Source organism: Amycolatopsis sp. NPDC021455 (assembly GCF_040640995.1).
Classification (GTDB): Bacteria; Actinomycetota; Actinomycetes; order Mycobacteriales; family Pseudonocardiaceae; genus Amycolatopsis.
The window spans coordinates 1-17,872 of record NZ_JBFACT010000084.1 but is presented as its reverse complement, the minus strand read 5'-3'; the positions used below and the strand labels follow the sequence as shown (position 1 = coordinate 17,872).

At 73.7% G+C, this 17,872-nt stretch carries 16 protein-coding genes; 11 read left to right on the top strand and 5 right to left on the bottom strand.

Features of this window, described 5'->3' with window-relative positions:
• Positions 1-139 precede the first annotated feature (139 nt).
• Positions 140-1,978 carry a thiol reductant ABC exporter subunit CydC gene (cydC, locus tag AB0G28_RS43895; RefSeq protein WP_361103779.1) on the top strand — a complete coding sequence of 613 codons (1,839 nt, stop codon included), beginning with the start codon at positions 140-142 and terminating at the stop codon, positions 1,976-1,978.
• On the opposite strand, the gene AB0G28_RS43890 is transcribed toward cydC, so the two are convergent.
• Positions 1,939-2,721, bottom strand: a complete 783-nt coding sequence (locus AB0G28_RS43890) for a PIG-L family deacetylase (protein ID WP_361103777.1) — start codon at positions 2,719-2,721, stop codon at positions 1,939-1,941. The genes cydC and AB0G28_RS43890 overlap by 40 nt on opposite strands.
• A gap of 85 nt (positions 2,722-2,806) precedes the next feature.
• Between AB0G28_RS43890 and AB0G28_RS43885 the strand changes: the two genes are divergently transcribed.
• The 8 genes from AB0G28_RS43885 to AB0G28_RS43850 all read left to right on the top strand — a co-directional run bounded on the left by AB0G28_RS43885 (position 2,807) and on the right by AB0G28_RS43850 (position 11,308).
• The gene (locus AB0G28_RS43885; RefSeq protein ID WP_361103775.1) at positions 2,807-3,544 is read left to right on the top strand and encodes an SDR family NAD(P)-dependent oxidoreductase; all 738 of its coding nucleotides are present in this window, start codon (positions 2,807-2,809) and stop codon (positions 3,542-3,544) included.
• Complete coding sequence (locus AB0G28_RS43880) at positions 3,544-3,906, top strand: SchA/CurD-like domain-containing protein (RefSeq protein ID WP_361103773.1); 363 nt, start codon at positions 3,544-3,546, stop codon at positions 3,904-3,906. Before AB0G28_RS43885 ends, AB0G28_RS43880 begins: the two co-directional genes overlap by 1 nt.
• Positions 3,903-4,805, top strand: a complete 903-nt coding sequence (locus AB0G28_RS43875) for an NAD(P)-dependent oxidoreductase (protein ID WP_361103771.1) — start codon at positions 3,903-3,905, stop codon at positions 4,803-4,805. The genes AB0G28_RS43880 and AB0G28_RS43875 overlap by 4 nt, the downstream gene beginning before the upstream one ends.
• On the top strand, positions 4,802-5,815 hold the full coding sequence (locus AB0G28_RS43870; protein WP_361103769.1) for a methyltransferase: 1,014 nt from the start codon (positions 4,802-4,804) through the stop codon (positions 5,813-5,815). Before AB0G28_RS43875 ends, AB0G28_RS43870 begins: the two co-directional genes overlap by 4 nt.
• A complete protein-coding gene (locus AB0G28_RS43865; RefSeq protein WP_361103767.1) occupies positions 5,815-6,666 on the top strand; it encodes an LLM class flavin-dependent oxidoreductase in 852 nt (283 codons plus the stop codon). Before AB0G28_RS43870 ends, AB0G28_RS43865 begins: the two co-directional genes overlap by 1 nt.
• A 2-nt stretch (positions 6,667-6,668) precedes the next feature.
• The gene (locus tag AB0G28_RS43860) at positions 6,669-7,679 is read left to right on the top strand and encodes a hypothetical protein (protein ID WP_361103765.1); all 1,011 of its coding nucleotides are present in this window, start codon (positions 6,669-6,671) and stop codon (positions 7,677-7,679) included.
• Positions 7,673-9,103, top strand: a complete 1,431-nt coding sequence (locus tag AB0G28_RS43855; protein ID WP_361103763.1) for a multicopper oxidase domain-containing protein — start codon at positions 7,673-7,675, stop codon at positions 9,101-9,103. Before AB0G28_RS43860 ends, AB0G28_RS43855 begins: the two co-directional genes overlap by 7 nt.
• 216 nt (positions 9,104-9,319) lie before the next feature.
• Positions 9,320-11,308 carry a BTAD domain-containing putative transcriptional regulator gene (locus AB0G28_RS43850; RefSeq protein ID WP_361103761.1) on the top strand — a complete coding sequence of 663 codons (1,989 nt, stop codon included), beginning with the start codon at positions 9,320-9,322 and terminating at the stop codon, positions 11,306-11,308.
• Between the two features lie 372 nt (positions 11,309-11,680).
• Here the strand turns inward: AB0G28_RS43850 and AB0G28_RS43845 are convergent, their stop codons facing one another.
• Positions 11,681-12,358 (bottom strand): SDR family NAD(P)-dependent oxidoreductase, encoded by a 678-nt coding sequence (locus AB0G28_RS43845; protein ID WP_361103759.1) that lies wholly within the window; start codon positions 12,356-12,358, stop codon positions 11,681-11,683.
• Positions 12,359-12,510: 152 nt separating this feature from the next.
• Between AB0G28_RS43845 and AB0G28_RS43840 the strand changes: the two genes are divergently transcribed.
• Positions 12,511-13,647: a nucleotide disphospho-sugar-binding domain-containing protein gene (locus tag AB0G28_RS43840; protein ID WP_361103757.1), complete on the top strand. Its 1,137-nt coding sequence runs from the start codon at positions 12,511-12,513 to the stop codon at positions 13,645-13,647.
• 46 nt (positions 13,648-13,693) lie between these two features.
• Here AB0G28_RS43840 and AB0G28_RS43835 read toward each other — a convergent pair whose 3' ends face one another.
• The 3 genes from AB0G28_RS43835 to AB0G28_RS43825 are packed head-to-tail and all read right to left on the bottom strand — an operon-like array spanning position 13,694 to position 16,133.
• Complete coding sequence (locus AB0G28_RS43835) at positions 13,694-14,053, bottom strand: SchA/CurD-like domain-containing protein (RefSeq protein ID WP_361103755.1); 360 nt, start codon at positions 14,051-14,053, stop codon at positions 13,694-13,696.
• A gap of 14 nt (positions 14,054-14,067) precedes the next feature.
• Positions 14,068-14,526: a DUF1772 domain-containing protein gene (locus tag AB0G28_RS43830; RefSeq protein WP_361103753.1), complete on the bottom strand. Its 459-nt coding sequence runs from the start codon at positions 14,524-14,526 to the stop codon at positions 14,068-14,070.
• 2 nt (positions 14,527-14,528) lie between these two features.
• A complete protein-coding gene (locus AB0G28_RS43825) occupies positions 14,529-16,133 on the bottom strand; it encodes an FAD-dependent monooxygenase (protein ID WP_361103751.1) in 1,605 nt (534 codons plus the stop codon).
• Positions 16,134-16,309: 176 nt separating this feature from the next.
• Between AB0G28_RS43825 and AB0G28_RS43820 the strand changes: the two genes are divergently transcribed.
• On the top strand, positions 16,310-17,710 hold the full coding sequence (locus AB0G28_RS43820; RefSeq protein ID WP_361103749.1) for an NAD(P)/FAD-dependent oxidoreductase: 1,401 nt from the start codon (positions 16,310-16,312) through the stop codon (positions 17,708-17,710).
• The last annotated feature ends 162 nt before the right edge of the window (positions 17,711-17,872 follow it).

Sequence of the window (17,872 nt, the reverse complement as noted above, 5' to 3'; positions counted from 1 at the left end):
ACCTTCGCTCGCCGGTGGCGGTGTCGAGGTGCCGTCGGGGTTTGCGGGCGGTGCTGGGGCGGTGCCTGCTGAAGGTGTGGAGCGGTTGCCGGGGCTTGCCGATGGTGCGAAGTCCTCGCGCGCCGGTGATGTGGGTGCGTTGCCCGGGCGCGTCGGTACCGCGGAGCCCTCGCCCGCTGGTGGTGCGAAGTCCTCGCCCGCCACCGGCAGACGTGGTGCGGAGCTTGCCGGGCCGCCGCCGCGGGCCGGGGTTCTCGGGGCCGGTGCCGCCGCGCTCGGGCGGATCCTCCGTGGCACCTGGCCGCGGCTGCTGCTCGCCGCGCTCACCGGGGCGGCCGGGGAACTCTGCGCTCTCGGGCTCATCGCCTCCGCGGCCTGGCTCATCACCACCGCCGCTACGCGGCCGCCCCTCGCCGCGCTCGGGGTTGCCATTGTCGGGGTGCGGGCGTTCGCCTTGCTGCGCGGGGGATTCCGTTACCTCGAACGCCTTTCCGGGCACGATGCCGCCCTGCGGGCCGTCGCCGAAGTCCGGGTGCGGCTCTACTCCGCGCTCGCCGGCCGGCCGTCGCGGCACCGGTCCGGGGACAGCCTGCTGCGGCTGGTGTCCGATGTGGACTCCGTGCAGGACGTCCTGCTGCGGTCCGTCGTCCCGGCCGTGCTCGCCGCCGTCGTCGGGGCGGCCACCGTCGCCCTGACCACCCTTATGCTGCCCGCCGCCGGGGCCGTCGTGGCCGCGGCCGTCGTCGTCATCGGGTGCGTCCTGCCCGCCTGCGCCAACCCCCTGCGGCGGCGGGCCGCGCGGCGGACGTCGGCGGCGCGGGTCGACTACGCCGTGCGCTGCCTGGACGTCGTCGAGGGTGCGCGTGAGCTCGCCGCCTTCGGGGCCACCGGGGTGGCCACCCGCGCCGCCGGCGAGGCCGCCGGCCGGATGGCCGCCGCGCGGCGCCGGAGTGGCGTGCTCACCGCCGCCGCGTCCGCCGTCTCGGTTCTCGTGCAGGGACTCGCCACCGTGCTCGTCGCCCTGCTCGCGCTCGACGCCGGGTTCGGCGCCGTCCCGCTCGCCGTGCTCACCCTGTCCGCCCTGGTCGGCCTGGAAGCCGTCCTGCCCATGGTGGACGTGGCGGGCCGGTACGCCGATCTCGGCCCGTCCCTGCGCCGGGTGGCCGCGGAACTCGGCACCGAGGCGCCCGCAGCGCCCGCCGAACCGGACGCCGGGCCCGAACCCGGTCCCGGCGACGTCTTCCCGGTCGTGCTGGCCGGCGGCTGGGTCCGGCACCGGCCGGACCGGCCGTGCGCGCTGCGCGGGGCCGACCTCGCCGTCGAGCGTGGCCGCGTCGTCGCCGTCGTCGGGCCCAGCGGAGCCGGCAAGAGCACGCTGCTGGCCACGCTCACCGGGGACGCCCGGCTGGCCGCGGGCACGGTCAAACTCGCGTGGATCCCCGTGGCGGAGAAGGATCCCCGGTGGGTGCGGCGCGCGGTCCGCGGGCTCGCCGAATCCGGTTACGTCTTCCACACCAGCATCCGCGCCAACCTCGTGCTCGCCCGCCCGGACGCCACCGACGCCGACCTCGCGCGCGCCGCCGGCACCGCCGGGCTCGCCGGCTGGATCGAGGACCTCCCGGACGGCTGGGACACCGTCGTCGGCACCGACGGCGAGCAGCTGTCGGGCGGCCAGCGCCAGCGCCTCCTGCTGGCTCGCGCGCTGCTCGCCGACCCGCCGCTGATGCTGCTCGACGAGCCCTGCGAGGGCCTGCACCCGGCCGCCGCCGACGCCGTGCTCGGCCGGGTGCTGCGGGACGTGCGCGACCGCGGCCGCTCGGTCGTCGTCGTCAGCCACCGGCTCGCCGCGCTGACCGGAGCCGACGAGATCCTGGTCCTCGACGAGGGAACGGTCGTGCAGCGCGGCACCCACGCGCAGCTCGTGTCCGGCGACGGCCGCTACCGCGAGCTGTGGGACGCCGAAAGGCTGGCGGGCTGACGGCCACGGCACTGGAACCATTCGGTGCCCAGGATCGCCTCGCGCAGCGCGGGATCCGCGACGCCGAGGTTCGCCGGGCCGTTGCCGCGCGCGAACTGCGTCCGGTGCTCGGCCAGCGCGCGCCACTTGCGGTCCAGCCACGGGCGGACGTCGACCGTCACGTCGATGTCGGAGGCCGGGACGCCGCCGGCGAACCGCCAGGCCGGCTGCCCGTCGCCGCCGATGCGCACCCCGGCGTCACGCAGCCGGTGCTCGGTGTCGGTCATCCGCTCCCGCGGGTACGTGCTGAACCACAGCCGCGGGACCCGCCACGGCGCCCCGGCTTCCGGGTAGAGCTGGCCGAACGCGCTCGCCTCCACCGCCGCGAGGGTCACGCGGTGCGCCTGGATGTGGTCGCGGTGGCCGTACGTGCCGTAGGCGTCGTAGGTGACGACGACCTCCGGCCGGAACTCGCGCAGGTGCGCCACCAGCCGGCCGATCGCCTCGTCCGGCGACGCCGCGCAGAACGAGCCCGCCGGGATTTCCCCGCCACTGCCCGAATCGGCGTACCCGAGCAGCCGCGGCGCGCCGGCGCCGAGGATCGCGAGTGAGCGTTCCAGTTCGGACACCCGCTCTTCGCCGGCGCGCGCGGTACAGGTGACCACCGCCGTGCGCGCGCCGGAATCGGCGGCCCTGGCGAGGATCCCGCCCGTCCACAAGGCCTCGTCGTCCGGGTGGGCGTGCACGCAAAGGAGTGCGTTCAACGGGTTACCAGCCCCCTGCTAGCCGACTCGGAAAGACTCCTGGCGTACTGCACCAAGCATGGCACAGCGTGGGATGGGAGTAGCCGTGGATCTGCGACTCACCGGGAAACGGGTGCTGGTGACCGGCGGCTCGCGGGGGATCGGGCGGATCTCCAGCCTGGCCTTCGCCGAGGCCGGTGCCCAGGTCGCCTTCTGCTACCGGCAGGACGAGGACGCCGCCGGTTCGCTGGCGAAGGAACTGGCGGAGCTCGGCGCGGCGCCGGTCGCGGTGCGCGCCGACGTGACCGATCGCGAGGACGTCGACCGGCTGCTCGCGCGGTGTCAAGAGGCCTTCGGCGGCCTCGACGTCCTCGTGAACAACGCCGGAGTCGACGGCAGCAGCACGATCGAGGACCTCGAGCCCGACGAATGGCAGCGGGTCCTCGACGTCAACATCGGCGCCGCCTACCGGGTCACCCGCGCGGCGTTGCCGTTGCTGGGCGAAGGCGCGTCGGTGATCAACATCGGTGCCTCGAGCGGGCTGCGCGGCCGTCCGCTCGCGCCGCACCACACCGCCGCGAAGGCGGCCGTCATCGGGCTGACCCGCTCGCTGGCGAAAGAGCTGGGGCGCAAGGGAATCCGGGTGAACAACCTCGCGCCCGGGGTGATCGAGACCGAGCAGGGCACGCCGTTCCCGCCCCAGGCGATCGCCCACCTGACGGCCATGACGTCGCTGGGCAGGCTCGGCCGCCCGGCCGAGGTCGCGGGCGCCGCGCTGTTCCTGGCCAGCGACCTCGCGGCCTACGTCACCGGGGTCACCTTGAACGTGGACGGAGGAATGTGATGCCCTACGCCGCCATCACCTACCGGATCAAACCGGGGCACGAGGACGAGATCGCCGAGATCTTCGCCGGGTTCCAGCGGGTCGACACGCCGGACCTCGGCGAGGGGGCCGGCCGGCTCGTCGGCACCGCGGTGTTCGTCAAGGACGACGTGCTCGTGCGCGTCATCCACTACGAAGGCGAGTTCGCCGCCGTGGGCAGGCACATGGCCACCCAGCGCGGCGTGCACCTGCTGGAGGAGAAGCTCGCGCCGTACCTCGCGACCCCGCGGGACACCAGCTCGCCGCAGGCGTTCGGCCGCTACTTCGCCGACGCCGCCATGCGCTGCGTTTCCCAGCTGAGCGCCGCGGGAACGCCGTCGTGACGCGCCGGCTCGCGGTCGTCGGGCTCGGCGGCATGGGCGGCGGGGTCGCCGCCCGGCTCGCCGAGTCGGGGTTCCCGCTTGTGGTGCACAACCGGACGGCGGCCAAGGCGGCGGACGCCGTGGCCGCGGGCGCGGTCCTGGCGGGCTCGGCGGCTGAAGCGGCCGAAGGCGCTGAGGTGGTGCTGCTGAGCCTGGCCGACGAAGACGCCGTCGAGGAAGTCCTTTTCGGACAGATCGCGCCGGTCCTCAAGCCGGACACGGTGGTCGTGGAGATGTCGACGCTTTCGCCGTCGTACTCGCGCTCGGCGCAGGAGCGGCTCGCCGCGCTCGGCGTGCGCCGGGTCGAAGCGTGCCTGATCGGCAACCCGCCGATGGCCCGCGCCGGGCAGGTGCGCGTCTTCGCCTCCGGCGACCAGGCCGACGTCGACGACCTCGCCGACGTCTTCGCCGCCTTCGCCGGCGGCGGCGTGCGCCACCTCGGCCCGACCGGCCGGGCCGGCGCGCTGAAACTCGCGTTCAACCTGCTGCTCGGGGTGCAGACGGCCGGCCTCGCCGACGCCGTCGCCTTCGCCGAGCGGTCCGGCATCGACCGGGGCGTGCTGCTCGACGCGCTCGCGCAGAGCGGCTGGCGCTCCCCGGTCCTGCACTTCCGGGGCGAGTTCATGCGCACCGGGCAGTACCGGCCGGCCGGGTTCCGCGCCCGGCTCATGGCCAAGGACATGGACCTCGCCGTCCGCGAGGCGGCGGCCGGGGACCTCGCGCTGCCGATGACGAGCGGCGCCGCCGCGCGCTTCGCCGAGGCCGTCGCCGCCGGCCGGGGCGACGACGACGCGGCCGTCGTCGCCGAGCTGTTTCCCCGCACCACCGCGGGCACCCAGAAGAAGGGAACGGACCGATGAGCAGAGCGTCCCTCGACGCCGGGGACCCGGCTTCGATCATCCGGCTGGGCATGTCGTTCGGCGTGTCGAAGGTGGTCCTGACCGCCGTCGAGCTCGGCCTGTTCGACCTGCTGAGCGGCAAGCCGGCCACCGCCGCCGAGATCTGCGGCGCGCTCGAGCTGCACCCGCGCGGCGTCCCGCACTTCCTCGACGTCCTGGTCGTCACCGGGCTGCTGGAGCGCGTGGACGGCCACTACGGCAACACCGCCGCGGCGGAGAACTTCCTGGTGCGGGCCAACGGGAGTTTCGCCGGCGGGTTCCTCTACCGGGCCAACCACAACCTCTACCCGGCGTTCGGCAAGCTGACCGAGGCGCTGCGCACCGGGCAGCCGCAGGTCGAGACCGAGTACACCGAGATGATCAAGGACCCGGCCGTGCTGCGCCGGTTCCTCGACATGATGGACTCGCTCACCACGCTGCTCGGGCCGGGGCTGGCCGAGGCGTACGACTGGGCGTCGCGCAAGACGATCCTGGACGTCGGCGGCGCGCGCGGGCACGTGCTGTCCTATGTGCTCGGTGCGGCGCCGCAGGCCCAGGGCATCGTGTTCGACCTGCCCGAGGACGCCGAGCCGTTCGCCGAGCACATGGCCGAGCTGGGGCTGAGCGACCGGGCCCGGTTCCACGCGGGCAGCTTCCTGACCGACGACCTGCCCGCCGCCGACGCCGTGATCATCGGGCACGTGCTGCACGACTGGGCGCCGGAAGAGCGGCAGATGCTGGTGCACAAGGCTTATGCGGCGCTGCCGCCCGGTGGTGTCCTGGTCGTCTACGACCCCATGGTCGACGAGGGGCTGACGCACCCGGAGAACCTGTTCGCCAGCCTGTCGATGCTGCTGACCACGCCCGGCGGCGCGGAGTACCCGCCGGAGGAGTGCCAGGCGTGGATGGGCAAGGCCGGCTTCGGCCGCACCGAGGTCAAGCCGCTCGGCCCGAACGACACGGTCGTCATCGCGTACAAGGACGAGCGCTGATGGACATCGGCATCGGCCTGCCCGCCACGGTGCCCGGCACGACGGGCGGGCGGCTGACGGAGTGGGCGCGATCGGCCGAGCGGCGCGGGTTCGCGTCGCTGGCGGTCCTCGACCGGCTGGTCTACGGCAACTACGAGCCACTGGTGACGCTGGCCGCGGCGGCGGCGGTCACCGAGCGGGTCCGCCTGGCGGCGACGGTGCTGATCGCGGGGTACCGCGGCAACACGGCGTTGCTGGCCAAGCAGCTGGCGAGCATCGACCGCCTGTCGGGCGGCCGCGTGGTGGCCGGGGTGGCCGCGGGCGGCCGCCCGGACGACTTCGCGGTGTCGGGCACGACGTACAGCGACCGCGGCAGGCGCCTGGACGAGCTGATCGACGGCCTGCGCGCCCACTTCGGCGGCGCCGCGGTCGGCCCGGCCCCGGCCCAGGCCCGCATCCCGATCCTGGTGGGCGGCCATTCCCCGGCGGCCATGCGCCGCGCGGCGCGCCTCGCCGACGGCTGGATCGCGGGCGGCAGCTCGGCCCTGCCGTACGCGGAGCTGGCGTCGCGGGCCCGAGCCGAGTGGACGGCGGCGGGCCGCACGGAACCGCAGCGCATGGTGGCCCTGGCGTACTACGCGCTGGGCCCCGACGCGCAGGAGCGGGCGGCGGGTTACGTCGGGAGGTACTACGCGCAGGCGGGCCCGTACGCGAAGAAGGTCCTGGCCACCACGGCGACGACGGGGGAGTCGGTGGCCCGGGTGATCGAGGAGCACCGGGAGGCGGGCTGCGACGAGCTGCTGTTCTTCCCGTGCGGCAACGACCTCGCCCAGGTCGACCGGCTGGCCGAGCTGGCCTGCGTGGGAGTGTGAGGGTGGACCCGACGACACGGCTCGGCGAGGTGCCGGCGCCGGGTGAGGCCGGTGGTTCGGCGACGGATCGGGGCGCGGCGCGGCCGGATCTGGCGTCGGTGACGGAGGCCGGGTCGGATCTGCCGTCGGGGCGGCTGGAGTCGGGCGCGGACCGGGCGGCGTTCCGGCCGATGGCCGAGGCCGAGCCGAGTTCTGCGTCGGTGCGGCCGGGGCTTGGGGTGGACCGCGTTGCGGGAGAGCCGGTGGCCGGGGTCGAGCCGAGTTCCGCGTCGGATCGGCTCGGGCCGGATGCGGATCGGGTCGCGGTGCGGCCGGTGGCAGCGGTCGGGGCGGCTCCGGAATCGAAGCGGCCGGAGTCGGGCGCTGGCCAGGTTGCCATGCAGCCCATGGCCGAAGCCGCACCGGGTTCGCCACCGGAGCGCCCCGCGGCGAGCGCCGATCCACCGCGGCCCGAAGCTTCCGCCGCAGCCGAGTCCGGGCTCGATCCCGCCACCGCGGAACTGCGCGTCGGCACTCTCGCCGCCCTCGCGGTCATCCAAGCCGTGCTCATCGTCGTCGCCCTGCGGCCGATTCTGCCCGTTGTCACCGGGCGGCGGGCCATACCCACCATCTCCGGAGATCACCACGGTGGCTCCGTCGCGCTGCCCGCCGCCGTCAGTTTCGATGAATGGCTCTTTCTCGGCGGGCTTGCCGCCGTCGGGGTTCTGGTCGCTCTGCCCCTCACCGCGCTCGCCGCCGGGGTTGCGCGGCGGGCGCTCGCCCGGCTGCGGCGGGATCCCGGCGGTGTCGCCGGGCGGTTGGGGTTCGCCGCCGCTGTCTCGGTCGGGGCGGTGCTCGCCAGCGTGCCCGTCACCTGCCTGACCGTGTCGTCCGCCGGAGCCAGGGAACAGCCCCTGCTCGTCACCGTGCTCGGCACCGGCGGCTTCGTGCTCCGCTGGTTTTTCCCGCTGGTCCTGTTGTTCGGCGTGTCCTGGCTGGTGCGCGCCGCCCGCGAAGAGGAGAAGACATGCTGAAGAGGCGCAACCTGCTCAAGCTCGCGGCGGCCGGCGGCGCCGTGGCCGCGCTGCCGCTCGGGCGGGCCATGTCGGCGCTCGCCTCGAGCTCGTCGCCCGCCGACGCCGTCGTGCCGTTCACCGTGGCGCTGCCCGTTCCGCAGGTGCTGCAGCCCACGCTGGCCACGCCGTTCGCCGACTTCTACCGGCTCACCGCGCAGCCGGCCACCGCGCAGCTCGTGCCCGGCGTGACCACGCCGGTCCTGACCTACAACGGCAGCTTCGTCGGCCCCACCATCAAGGCTCGCCGCGGCAAGCCCGTCTACGTCTGCCACGCCAACAACCTGACCACCGACTCCGTGCTGCACCTGCACGGCGGCCGCGTCTCGCCGGGCAACGACGGCCACCCCCTCGACCTCGTCGCCGCCGGCGCCACGCGCACCTACGAGTACCCGAACGAGCAGGACGCGACGACGCTCTGGTACCACGACCACACCCACCACAGCGAGGCCGAGAACGTCTACCGCGGCCTGTCCGGCTTCTACCTGATCGAGGACGACGCCGAGCGCCGGCTCGGCCTGCCGTCCGGCCAGTACGACGTCCCGCTGCAGTTCCGCGACGTCAAGATCGCCGACGACGGAACCCTCACCTACAACGTCTACGGCTTCTACGACCGGCCGACGCTGCTGGTCAACGGCGCCGCCCGGCCGTACTTCCCGGTGGCCGCGCGCAAGTACCGCTTCCGGCTGCTCAACTCGGCCATCGAGCGGAACATGACCTTCGCCCTCTCCGACGGCTCGCCGTTCCAGCAGATCGGCTCCGACCAGGGCCTGCTCGGCGCGCCCGCGTCGCTGACCGAGCTGAGCCTGTGGTCGGCCGAGCGGGCGGACATCGTGATCGACTTCTCCCGCTACCCGGTCGGCTCGAGCGTCGTCCTGCAGAACAAGGCCGCGTTCCCCAACGACACCAGCGCCGACCTGCTGCGCTTCGACGTCGTCCGCACCGCGCCGGACACCAGCACCGTGCCCGCGCGGCTGCGGGACCTGCCCGCGGTGCCCGCGGCGGCGGTCGAACGGGAGTTCTCGCTCTACCTCGACCGGACGACCGGGCACCACGTCATCAACGGGCTCGCGTTCGACCCCGCGCGCATCGACATCACGCCGAAGCTGGGTACCACGGAAATCTGGAAGATCACCAACACCGACACACAACTGCAGATTCCGCATTCGATGCACCCGCATCTCGTGCGATTCCGCGTTCTCGACCGTGCCGGGGTGCCCGCGGGCCCGAGCGAGGCGGGCTTCAAGGACACCGTCAGCCTGGCGCCGGGTGCGACCGTGCGGATCGCGGTGACCTTCGACGCCTACGCGGGCAAATACGTTTACCACTGCCACATGCTGTCCCACTCGACCTCCGGAATGATGGGCCAGATGCAGATCGGCTGACGGCGCGGGCCGGCCGGCGCCGACCGGGTGGACACGCTGGGGCATCCGGCGTACCCGGGCCGGCGCCGGTCCGCGTCCGGGATGCCGGGTTCCCGCCGTCCCCGCCCGGCGGCGAGTCGATCACGGGATTCGCTGGCACATACCGGTGGAAAAGGGCAGAATTGTGGCACTTCGGCCGCGGGAGCGACCGGAGTCACTGGGGCGACTGGGGGCCGGATGAACATGCGTTTCAGCGTGCTGGGCACGTTAGACGTGCGGAACGCCGACATCGAGTTGATGCTGACCACTCCGAAGCTGCGGCAGGCGCTGGCACTGTTGCTGGTCAGGCACAACCAGATGGTCGGAATCGGTGAATTGATCACCGAACTGTGGGGTGAGGACCCGCCCGCGCGGGCGCTCGCCACCCTGCAGACGTATGTCTACAAACTGCGGAAGCTGATCGAAGAAGCGAACGGCGACACCGCCGGAAAATTGCTTCTGACAAAACCGAGCGGATATCTGCTCGACGTTTCGGGCTGCATTCTCGATCTCCGGGAGTTCGCGACGCGGGCGGAGAAGGGCCGTGAGCTGTTCGAAGCGGGGGACAACGAGCAGGCGCGGCGCGTCCTCGCCGAAGGGCTGGCGCTGTGGCGCGGCGCCCCGCTGTCGGACGTGGCGAAGGGCGAACTGCTCACCGCCGAGGCGACGCGGCTGGAGGAGTGGCGGCTGCAGGCGCTGCAGACGCGGATCGAGGCCGACCTCGCGCTGGGCAGGCACCGGGAGCTGGTGAGCGAGCTGCGCGAGTTCACCCGGCAGAACCCGCTGCACGAGTCCTTCCAGGCGCACCTGATGCTGGCGCTGCACCGCTCGGGCCGCCGGGTCGAGGCGCTGCAGGTCTACCAGCAGCTGCGCGGGCAGCTCGTCCGCGAGCTGGGCCTGGAGCCGTCGCCGGAGCTGGTGCGGCTGCACCAGGCGCTGCTCGCGTCCGACCCGTCGCTGGACCGGCCGGCGACCCGCCAGGTCGCCGTCACGACGGAAAGCGCGGCGACGTTCACCGCGCCCGCTCAGCTGCCGCCGGACGTCGCCGACTTCACCGGCCGCCGCGACCAGCTCGCGTGGATCGAGCGGGAGCTCGCGTCGCCGACGGCCACGGGCACGTCCACGCGGGTGATCTGCGTCGGCGGGCCGCCGGGGATCGGCAAGAGCACGCTGGCGGTGCACGCCGCGCACCGGATCGGCGCGGCGTTCCCGGACGGGCAGCTGTTCGCGAACCTGCGCGGCACCGGCCCGCGGCCGGCCGACCCGGCCGAGGTGCTGGCGGGGTTCCTGCGCGCGCTCGGCGAGCCGGTCGACCGGATACCGGACTCCCTCGACGAGCGGAGCACGCTGTTCCGGACCCTGGCCGGCAGGCGCGGGCTGCTGATCGTGCTCGACGACGCGGTGTCGGCCGAGCAGGTCACGCCCCTGCTGCCGGGGTCGCGGCAGTGCGCGGTGCTGGTGACCGGGCGCCTGCTGGGGATTCCCGGGGCGGCCTCGCTGCTGCTGGAGCCGCTGACCGAGGACGAAGGCGTCCGGCTGCTGGCGAACGTGACGGGGCAGCGCCGCGTGGCGGCCGACCGCGCCGCGGCCGCGCAGATCGTGCGGATGGTCGGCGGCCTGCCGCTGGCGCTGCGCGCGGTGGGGGTGCGGCTGGTGTCCGCGGAGTACTGGCCGTTGCGCAAGATCGTCGACCAGCTCGCCGATCCCCAGCGCAGGCTGGACATCCTGCGCTACGGCGACCTCGACGTCCGGGCGAGCTACGACCGCAGCGTGAGCCGGCTGGAGGAGCCGGCGAAGATCGCGCTGGTGCTGCTGGGACTGCTGGCGGCGGGCCCGTTCGTGGCGGCGGAGGCGGCCAAGATGTTCGGCAGCGACGAGCCGGCCGCGGAGGCGCTGCTGACGAGGCTGGTCGAGGACCACCTGCTCCGCATGGCGGGCTCGGCGGCCGATCCGGAGCCGCGGTACGAGCTGAGCGAGGTGACCCGCTGGTACGCGCGGGACCAGCTGCAGGCGGCACTGGGCACGACGCCGGCGGGCCTGCTGGACGAGGAGGAAGGGGTGCCGAGCGTCCGCGGACCGCACGGCCACACCCTGGTCCTGCTGGAACCGGGCGACGGCGGTGTGGTGCACGCCCGGCAGGTCAGGATGCTCGGCCGGCCGGACGGGGCGGAGGCACCATCGGGGTGACCGGGCCGGGGCGGCGCTGCCGTCGCCTGTCGAGAGTGGTGAGCCGGGCCGGAGGCGCGCGTCCCGAGGATGCGCCCCAATGTGGCGTTGGGTGCGTTGGGTGCACCGAACGCCGCGTTGGGTGCGTTGGGTGCACCGAACGCCGCGTTGGGTGCGTTGGGTGCACCGAACGCCGCATTGGGTGCGTTGGGTGCACCGAACGCCGCATTGGGTGCGTTGGGTGCACCGAACGCCGCGTTGGGTGCGTTGGACGCACCGAACGCCGCGTTGGGTGCGCTGGACGCACCCAACGCCACATTGGGGCGCTCGGCCCGGTGCTGAACGCCTTGCGGTGCGCGACACCGGAACCCGGCCTGCTACGCACGACCGGCGTCACCAGGGGATGCTCTTCCCGTGGCGCAGCAGGGTGCCCGTCGGGCCGTCCGGCGGAAGGGTCGCCGCCGCGACCACGTCCTCGGCCGCCTCCTCCGGCGGGCGCTGTGCTTCCGGGCGCATGCGCGTGCGGACCAGGCCCGGGTTCACCGCGTTCACCAGCACGCCGCGGCCCTCCGTCGCGCCCGCCAGCATCGTCGTGATCCCGTTGAGTGCCAGCTTCGACAGCGAATACCCCGGCGTGCCGCCGAACAGTCCGTTGTGGAACGTCCCGGTGCCGCTGGACACCATCACCACCCGGCCCCAGCCGCGTGCCAGCATGCCCGGGAGGAACGCCTGCGACACCCGCCACGCGCCCAGCGCGTTCACCGCCAGCTCCCGCTCCACCCCGGCCAGGTCGGCCGTGCCCGGCTGCTGGCCCGCGGTCAGCAGCACGCCGGCGTTGTTGACCAGGATGTCCACCGGGCCGGCCGCGGCGGCCGCCGACGTCACGCTCGCCGCGTCCGTGACGTCCAGGGCCAGTGCCTCCGCGCCCAGCTCTGCCGCCGCCTTCGCGGCCAGGTCTCCGTCGCGTGCCGTCAGGATGACGCGGTAGCCTCGCTCGCGCAGCAGCGCGCAGGTGGCCAGGCCCAGGCCGCGGTTCGCTCCGGTGACCAGCGCCGTGCGTGCAGTGTCCACTTCAGACTCCCCGGATCGTGTTGTGGGCCAACGATATTCCCCTTTCCTCGCGAACTCCTCGCTGAACGCTGTCAGCGCGCTCCCAGGCGTCTGCGAGCGCCCCGGGAGACCCTGGACGCCCACGCCTTCGAACGACGAGTGAGGTACGCGGCATGCGCATTGTGTTCACCTGCTGGGCTTGGCCCTCACACCTCTACGCGATGGTCCCGCTCGCCTGGGCGTGCCGGGCCGCCGGTCACGACGTCCGCGTGGCGAGCCAGCCCGCGCTGGCGCCCGCGATCGCGGCCTCCGGCCTGACCGGCGTCGCCGTCGGGCGGGACTTCGACGCCGTGTCCGCCGTCCGGGAGTACACCACCAGCGTCGCGCGGCCCGACGGCAAGGCGCCGCGGGCGCTGCGGATGTTCCACGACCTCGCCGACGCGATGCTCGATGGGCTCCTCGAGTTCGGCCGCGGCTGGCGCCCGGACCTGGTGGTCTTCGACCCGACGGCGTGGGCGGGCCCGGTCGCCGCGGCGGCGCTGGGCGTGCCCGCGGTCCGCCACCTCTACGGCCTCGACCTCCTCTCGCGCGCCGGCGACGCCCTCGCCGGGCAGCTCGCGCCGCTGGCCGAGCGCGCCGGCGCGGGCCCGGTCGACCCGTTCGGGGTGCTGACGCTCGACCCGTGCCCGGCCGCCGTCCAGGTGCCGACCGTGCGGGGCCGCGTCCCGGTCCGGTACGTGCCGCACAACGGGCCCGGCACGCCCGCCCCGCCGTGGCCGGCCACCGGCCGGCCGCGGATCTGCGTCACCTGGGGCACCACGATGGCCCGCCTCGGCGCCGGGTTCTTCCGCGCGGGCGACGTCGCCCGCGCGCTCGGCGAGCTGGGCGCGTCGGTCACGGTCGCGGTGACCGGCGCGCAACTGCCCCTGCTCGGCGACCTCCCGGACGACGTCCGGGTGCTCGTGGACACGCCGTTGCACACCGTGCTGCCCGGCTGCGACCTCCTGGTCACCCACGGCGGCGCGGGCACCATGCTGACCGGGCTGGCGGCAGGGGTGCCGCAGGTCGCCGTGCCGCGGCTGCCCGATCACGCGGCGCACGCCCGGCAGCTCGCCGCGGTGGGCGCCGGGATCGCCTTCGGCCGGGACGAGACTCCCGGCCCCGACCGGATCCGGGAGGCCGCCGGCCGGGCGCTCGACCCGGCGTTCGCCGCCCGCGCCGGGGAACTGGCCGCCGAGCTGGCCGCCCGGCGCTCGCCCGCCTCGGTCGTCACGCTTCTCGAGGAACACGCGCTGACCCCGGCAAGCTGAACCGGAAAGGGGACCTCCGGAGCGCACCGGAGGTCCCCTTTCCGGTTCAGGCCGAGAGCGCGGAAAGACAGCGCATCGTGCTGTTCTTGAACGTCTCCACGAAACCCTCCACCGTGCCGGTGTCGCGCGGGGACGCCAGGAACGGCACCAGTTTCCGCTCGACCTCCTGCACGCCGGGCTGCCCGGCCATGAAGCGGGCGACGTCGTCGACGTCGCCTTCGTAGGTGATGAACCGGACCATCGTGTCGCCGGAGATGAACAGCGCCGTCGAGAGGATCCGGCCGGTCTCGGCGCCGTCGGCGTTCCGGATCACCGGGGTGCCGACGCGGCGGAAGGACCCGAAGATCTCGGCGATGTCGTCCTCGCAGCCGTCCTTGATGTCGTACTTGATCGCGGTCACGGGCATGGGGGTTCTCCTTCTCAGGTGGCGGAAGCCGACGCGACGGCGCCGGCGACGAGCGCGAGCACGGACAGCGCGGTGCGCAGCAGGTGCCAGGCGCGCCACACCGGCCGCGGGTCGCGCCAGCCCGGCGGCGGCTCGTCGGTGTCCAGCGCGCGGATCCGGCGGTTGATCGGCACGTTGCACAGGTGCGAGACGCCCGAGACGCCGAGCAGCAGCACCGCGCCGGCACCCCAGAGGATCCGGGCCGGCGCGGTGCCCGCGGTGCCCGCGAGCACCGCGTCGAGGACCATCGAGCCGAGCACCAGGATCGGCATCGTCGGGTCGAAGTTCACCCCGATCCGCTTGTGCGTGTAGACGTAGCGGTCGACGGGCATCGCCCGCAGCGCCGGGACCGTGGTGAGCGCGACCGAGAAGAGCACGCCCGCGACCACCCCGCTCCCGACGACCGCGGCGACGCCCAGCGCCTGCGTGAGCACTGCTACTTCCCGCGTCCGGTGATCCGCGACAGCACCGAGCCGAGCAGGTCCTCCGCGTCCGGCGCCGCGCCCGGGCTGCGCCAGGCCACGAACGCGTCCGGGCGGACCAGGACCGCGCCACCCGGTTCCAGGCCGTAGGAAGCGGCCCAGGTCCCGTCGTCGGTGAGGTCGCCGTCGGGGCCGACCCGGTACGCGCGCAGCGGCACGCCGAGCCGTTCGGCCGCCAGCTCGGCCGCCTTGACCCAGTCGTCGCCGTCCGCCCCGGTGAGCAGGACGAACGCGTCGTCGAAGAGGTCCAGTGCGGACAGTCGTTCGCCGTCGCGGTGCAGCCAGACGTGCGGCGCGCGGGTGCCCGGCTCGCCCGAGAGGTCGAGCTCGGGCCGCAGCACCTGCGATCCCGTCGCGCCGACGACCGCGGTCGAGAAGTACCGGTACCCGAGGGTGATGATGATGTCGTCGACCATCTCCCCGGGGTCGGTCGCCTCGGCCTTGCCGTGCCGGATGCGGTTGCGCACCATGGCCTGCTCGGCCATCGCCGTGCCCAGCGGCCGCCGCTCGGCGTCGTAGGTGTCGAGCAGCGCGTCGCCGGCCTCCCGGCGCATCACCGCCGCGAGCTTCCACGCCAGGTTGTGCGCGTCGTGGATGCCCGTGTTGGCGCCGAACCCGCCCGCGGGCGGGTGCACGTGCGCGGCGTCGCCGGCGAGGAAGACCCGGCCGGAGCGGAAGCGCTCGGCCACCAGCTGGGCGCCCTCCCACGGCACCTTGGCCAGCACCTCCACCGCCAGGTCCGGCACGCCGGCCGCGGTCCGGACCACCTCGACGCACCGCTCGTCGGTGAAGTCGTCCGGGCTCTCGCCCTGCTCGGGGTGGTACAGCGGCGCGGCGAGCCACGGGTCGCGCCCGTGCAGCCGGGACAGCCCGACCATCGTGCCGCCGGCGTGCGCGTAGCAGAGGATGAACTTCCGGCCGCCCATCACCTCCTCCAGCTTCGGCGCGCGGAAGTAGATGCTGAGCGCGTTGAAGACGTTGCCGCGCCCGGTCCGCTTGATCCCGAGCTCCTCGCGCACGTGGCTGCGCGCGCCGTCGGCGCCGACCAGGTACGCCGCGCGCACGGTCCACCGGCGCCCGGTCCCGGTGTCCTCGACGATCGCGGTGACACCGGCCTGGTCCTGGCTGAACTCGATCAGCCGGACGCCGAACTGGATGCGCGCGCCGGCCGCGGTGGCGTGCTCGGCGAGGACCTTCTCGTAGCGGTCCTGGCCGCAGCCCATGACGGCCTCCGGGCTGATGTGCGGTCCGTCCAGTGACGGCGACTCCAGCAGCTCGGCGTCGGCGATCTCGGCGAAGGTCCGGGTGCGCAGGATGCCGCCCGCGAAGTGCTCACGCGAGTTCCCGGTCTCCAGCGCGCGGATCTTGTCGATCAGGCCGGCCGACCGGAACAGTTCCAGCGTGCGGGCCTGCAGCCCCGGTGCCCGGGGCAGGAACGAGGTCTCGGCGCGTTTCTCGATCAGCAGCGGCCGGAATCCCCGGCGGCTGAGGAAGACTGCCGTGGACAGGCCCACCGGCCCGGCTCCCACGATCAGTACGGGGGCTGTCTCGTCGTACATTCTCCGGCCCTTTCTCCCGGCGCGTCACACCGGCTGCGCCGATGCTGGGGCATCGGCATCGAAGGTCGCTGACCGGCCGCTGGCACCGCCGGGGCGCTACCGGTGCTTGAGCGGTCCTCGCGGGCGCCGGGTCACGATCCGCAGCAGGTTTCCGAGGAGACAAGGGGAAGAAGCTGATGCTCGACAAGACACAGATCCTGGTGATCGGTGGCGGCCCCGCCGGTTCGACGGCCGCGGGCTTGCTGGCGCGCCAAGGTTTCCAGGTGACTCTGCTGGAGCGTGACAGCTTCCCGCGCTACCACATCGGCGAGTCCATCCTGCCGTCGTGCCGCCCGATCTTCGACCAGCTCGGCGTCCTCGGCAAGATCGAGGCGGCCGGGTTCACCCCCAAGGGCGGCGCGTACTTCTTCTGGGGCGAGGAGGAATGGGAGGTCCGCTTCGCCGCGCAGGGCGGCGCGCCCAACGCGTGGCAGGTCGTCCGGTCCGAAATGGACAAGATCCTGCTCGACCACGCCCGCGAGCTCGGCGTCGGCGTCCACGAGCAGACGGCCGTGCGCGAGCTGGAGTTCGACGCCGGCCGCCCGGTCGCCGCGCGGTGGGACAGCGGCGAGACCGGCGAGTCCGGCCGGATCACCTTCGACTACCTCGTCGACGCCTCCGGCCGGGCCGGCGTGATGGCCACCAAGTACCTCAAGAGCCGCAAGCTGCACGGCGTGTTCCGCAACGTCGCCACCTGGTCGTACTGGAAGGGCGCGAAGAAGCTGGACCGCGGCCCGGAGAACGCGATCGCCGTCTGCTCGCTGCCGGAGGGCTGGTTCTGGGCGATCCCGCTGCACGATGGGACGGTGAGCGTCGGCCTGGTCACCGGCCGCGAGCACTTCAACGAGCGCAAGCGCGAGCTCGGCGGCATCGACCGGCTCTACCACGACGCGATCGAGCGGTGCCCGGCCATCCGCGACCTGCTCGGCGAGGCCACGCAGGTCACCGAGCTGAAGGTGGAGCAGGACTACTCCTACGTCTGCGACGACTTCGCCGGCCCGGGTTTCGTGATCTCCGGCGACGCGGCGTGCTTCCTCGACCCGCTGCTGTCGACGGGCGTGCACCTGGCGACCTACAGCGGAATGCTCGGCGCGGCGGCGATCGGCAGCGTGCTGCGCGGCGAGGTCCGCGAAGAGGAGGCGCTCGAGTTCTACCGCACGGTCTACCGTCACTCCTACGAGCGGCTCCTGTTGCTGGTGTCGGTGTTCTACGAGAGCTACCGCGGCAAGGACTACCACTTCTACAACGCCCAGAGCCTGACGGCGGACGAGCACGCGGGACTGAGCCTGCAGGACTCGTTCGACCGGATCGTGACGGGCATCGAGGACCTCAGCGACGCGCGGGCGGCGTACGAGCGGGTCCGCGAACACCTGAACGGCGCCGAGAGCGGCGACCCGATCCCGCTGAACAACCTCAACCGGCTGCACGAGCAGAAGAAGCTGCCCTTCAGCCCGGACACCGCGGTGACCGGGCTGTACCTGGTGACGGAGCCCGAGCTGGGGCTGCGCCGCGCCCAGGCCCCGGTCGCGCCCCGCTGACCTGGCCGGGCGGCTCGGCTCGGCTCGGCTCGAGGGTCGCGAATGACTCATTCGGGACCTCGCACGTCCCGAATGAGTCATTCGCGGCACACGCCGCCCCCCGCCCCCGCGGGGCCGCTTGAACCCCCAGCACGGGGGTGAAACCCCCAGGGGAGAGACAAC

What these genes read in the sequence shown, in the direction of transcription:
- AB0G28_RS43880 (WP_361103773.1), top strand. Translation starts at nt 3,544, where the DNA reads ATGCCCTACGCCGCCATCACCTACCGGATCAAACCGGGGCACGAGGAC.
- AB0G28_RS43870 (WP_361103769.1), top strand. Translation starts at nt 4,802, where the DNA reads ATGAGCAGAGCGTCCCTCGACGCCGGGGACCCGGCTTCGATCATCCGG.
- AB0G28_RS43865 (WP_361103767.1), top strand. Translation starts at nt 5,815, where the DNA reads ATGGACATCGGCATCGGCCTGCCCGCCACGGTGCCCGGCACGACGGGC.
- AB0G28_RS43855 (WP_361103763.1), top strand. Translation starts at nt 7,673, where the DNA reads ATGCTGAAGAGGCGCAACCTGCTCAAGCTCGCGGCGGCCGGCGGCGCC.
- AB0G28_RS43850 (WP_361103761.1), top strand. Translation starts at nt 9,320, where the DNA reads ATGAACATGCGTTTCAGCGTGCTGGGCACGTTAGACGTGCGGAACGCC.
- AB0G28_RS43840 (WP_361103757.1), top strand. Translation starts at nt 12,511, where the DNA reads ATGCGCATTGTGTTCACCTGCTGGGCTTGGCCCTCACACCTCTACGCG.
- AB0G28_RS43835 (WP_361103755.1), bottom strand. Translation starts at nt 14,053, where the DNA reads ATGCCCGTGACCGCGATCAAGTACGACATCAAGGACGGCTGCGAGGAC.
- AB0G28_RS43825 (WP_361103751.1), bottom strand. Translation starts at nt 16,133, where the DNA reads ATGTACGACGAGACAGCCCCCGTACTGATCGTGGGAGCCGGGCCGGTG.
- AB0G28_RS43820 (WP_361103749.1), top strand. Translation starts at nt 16,310, where the DNA reads ATGCTCGACAAGACACAGATCCTGGTGATCGGTGGCGGCCCCGCCGGT.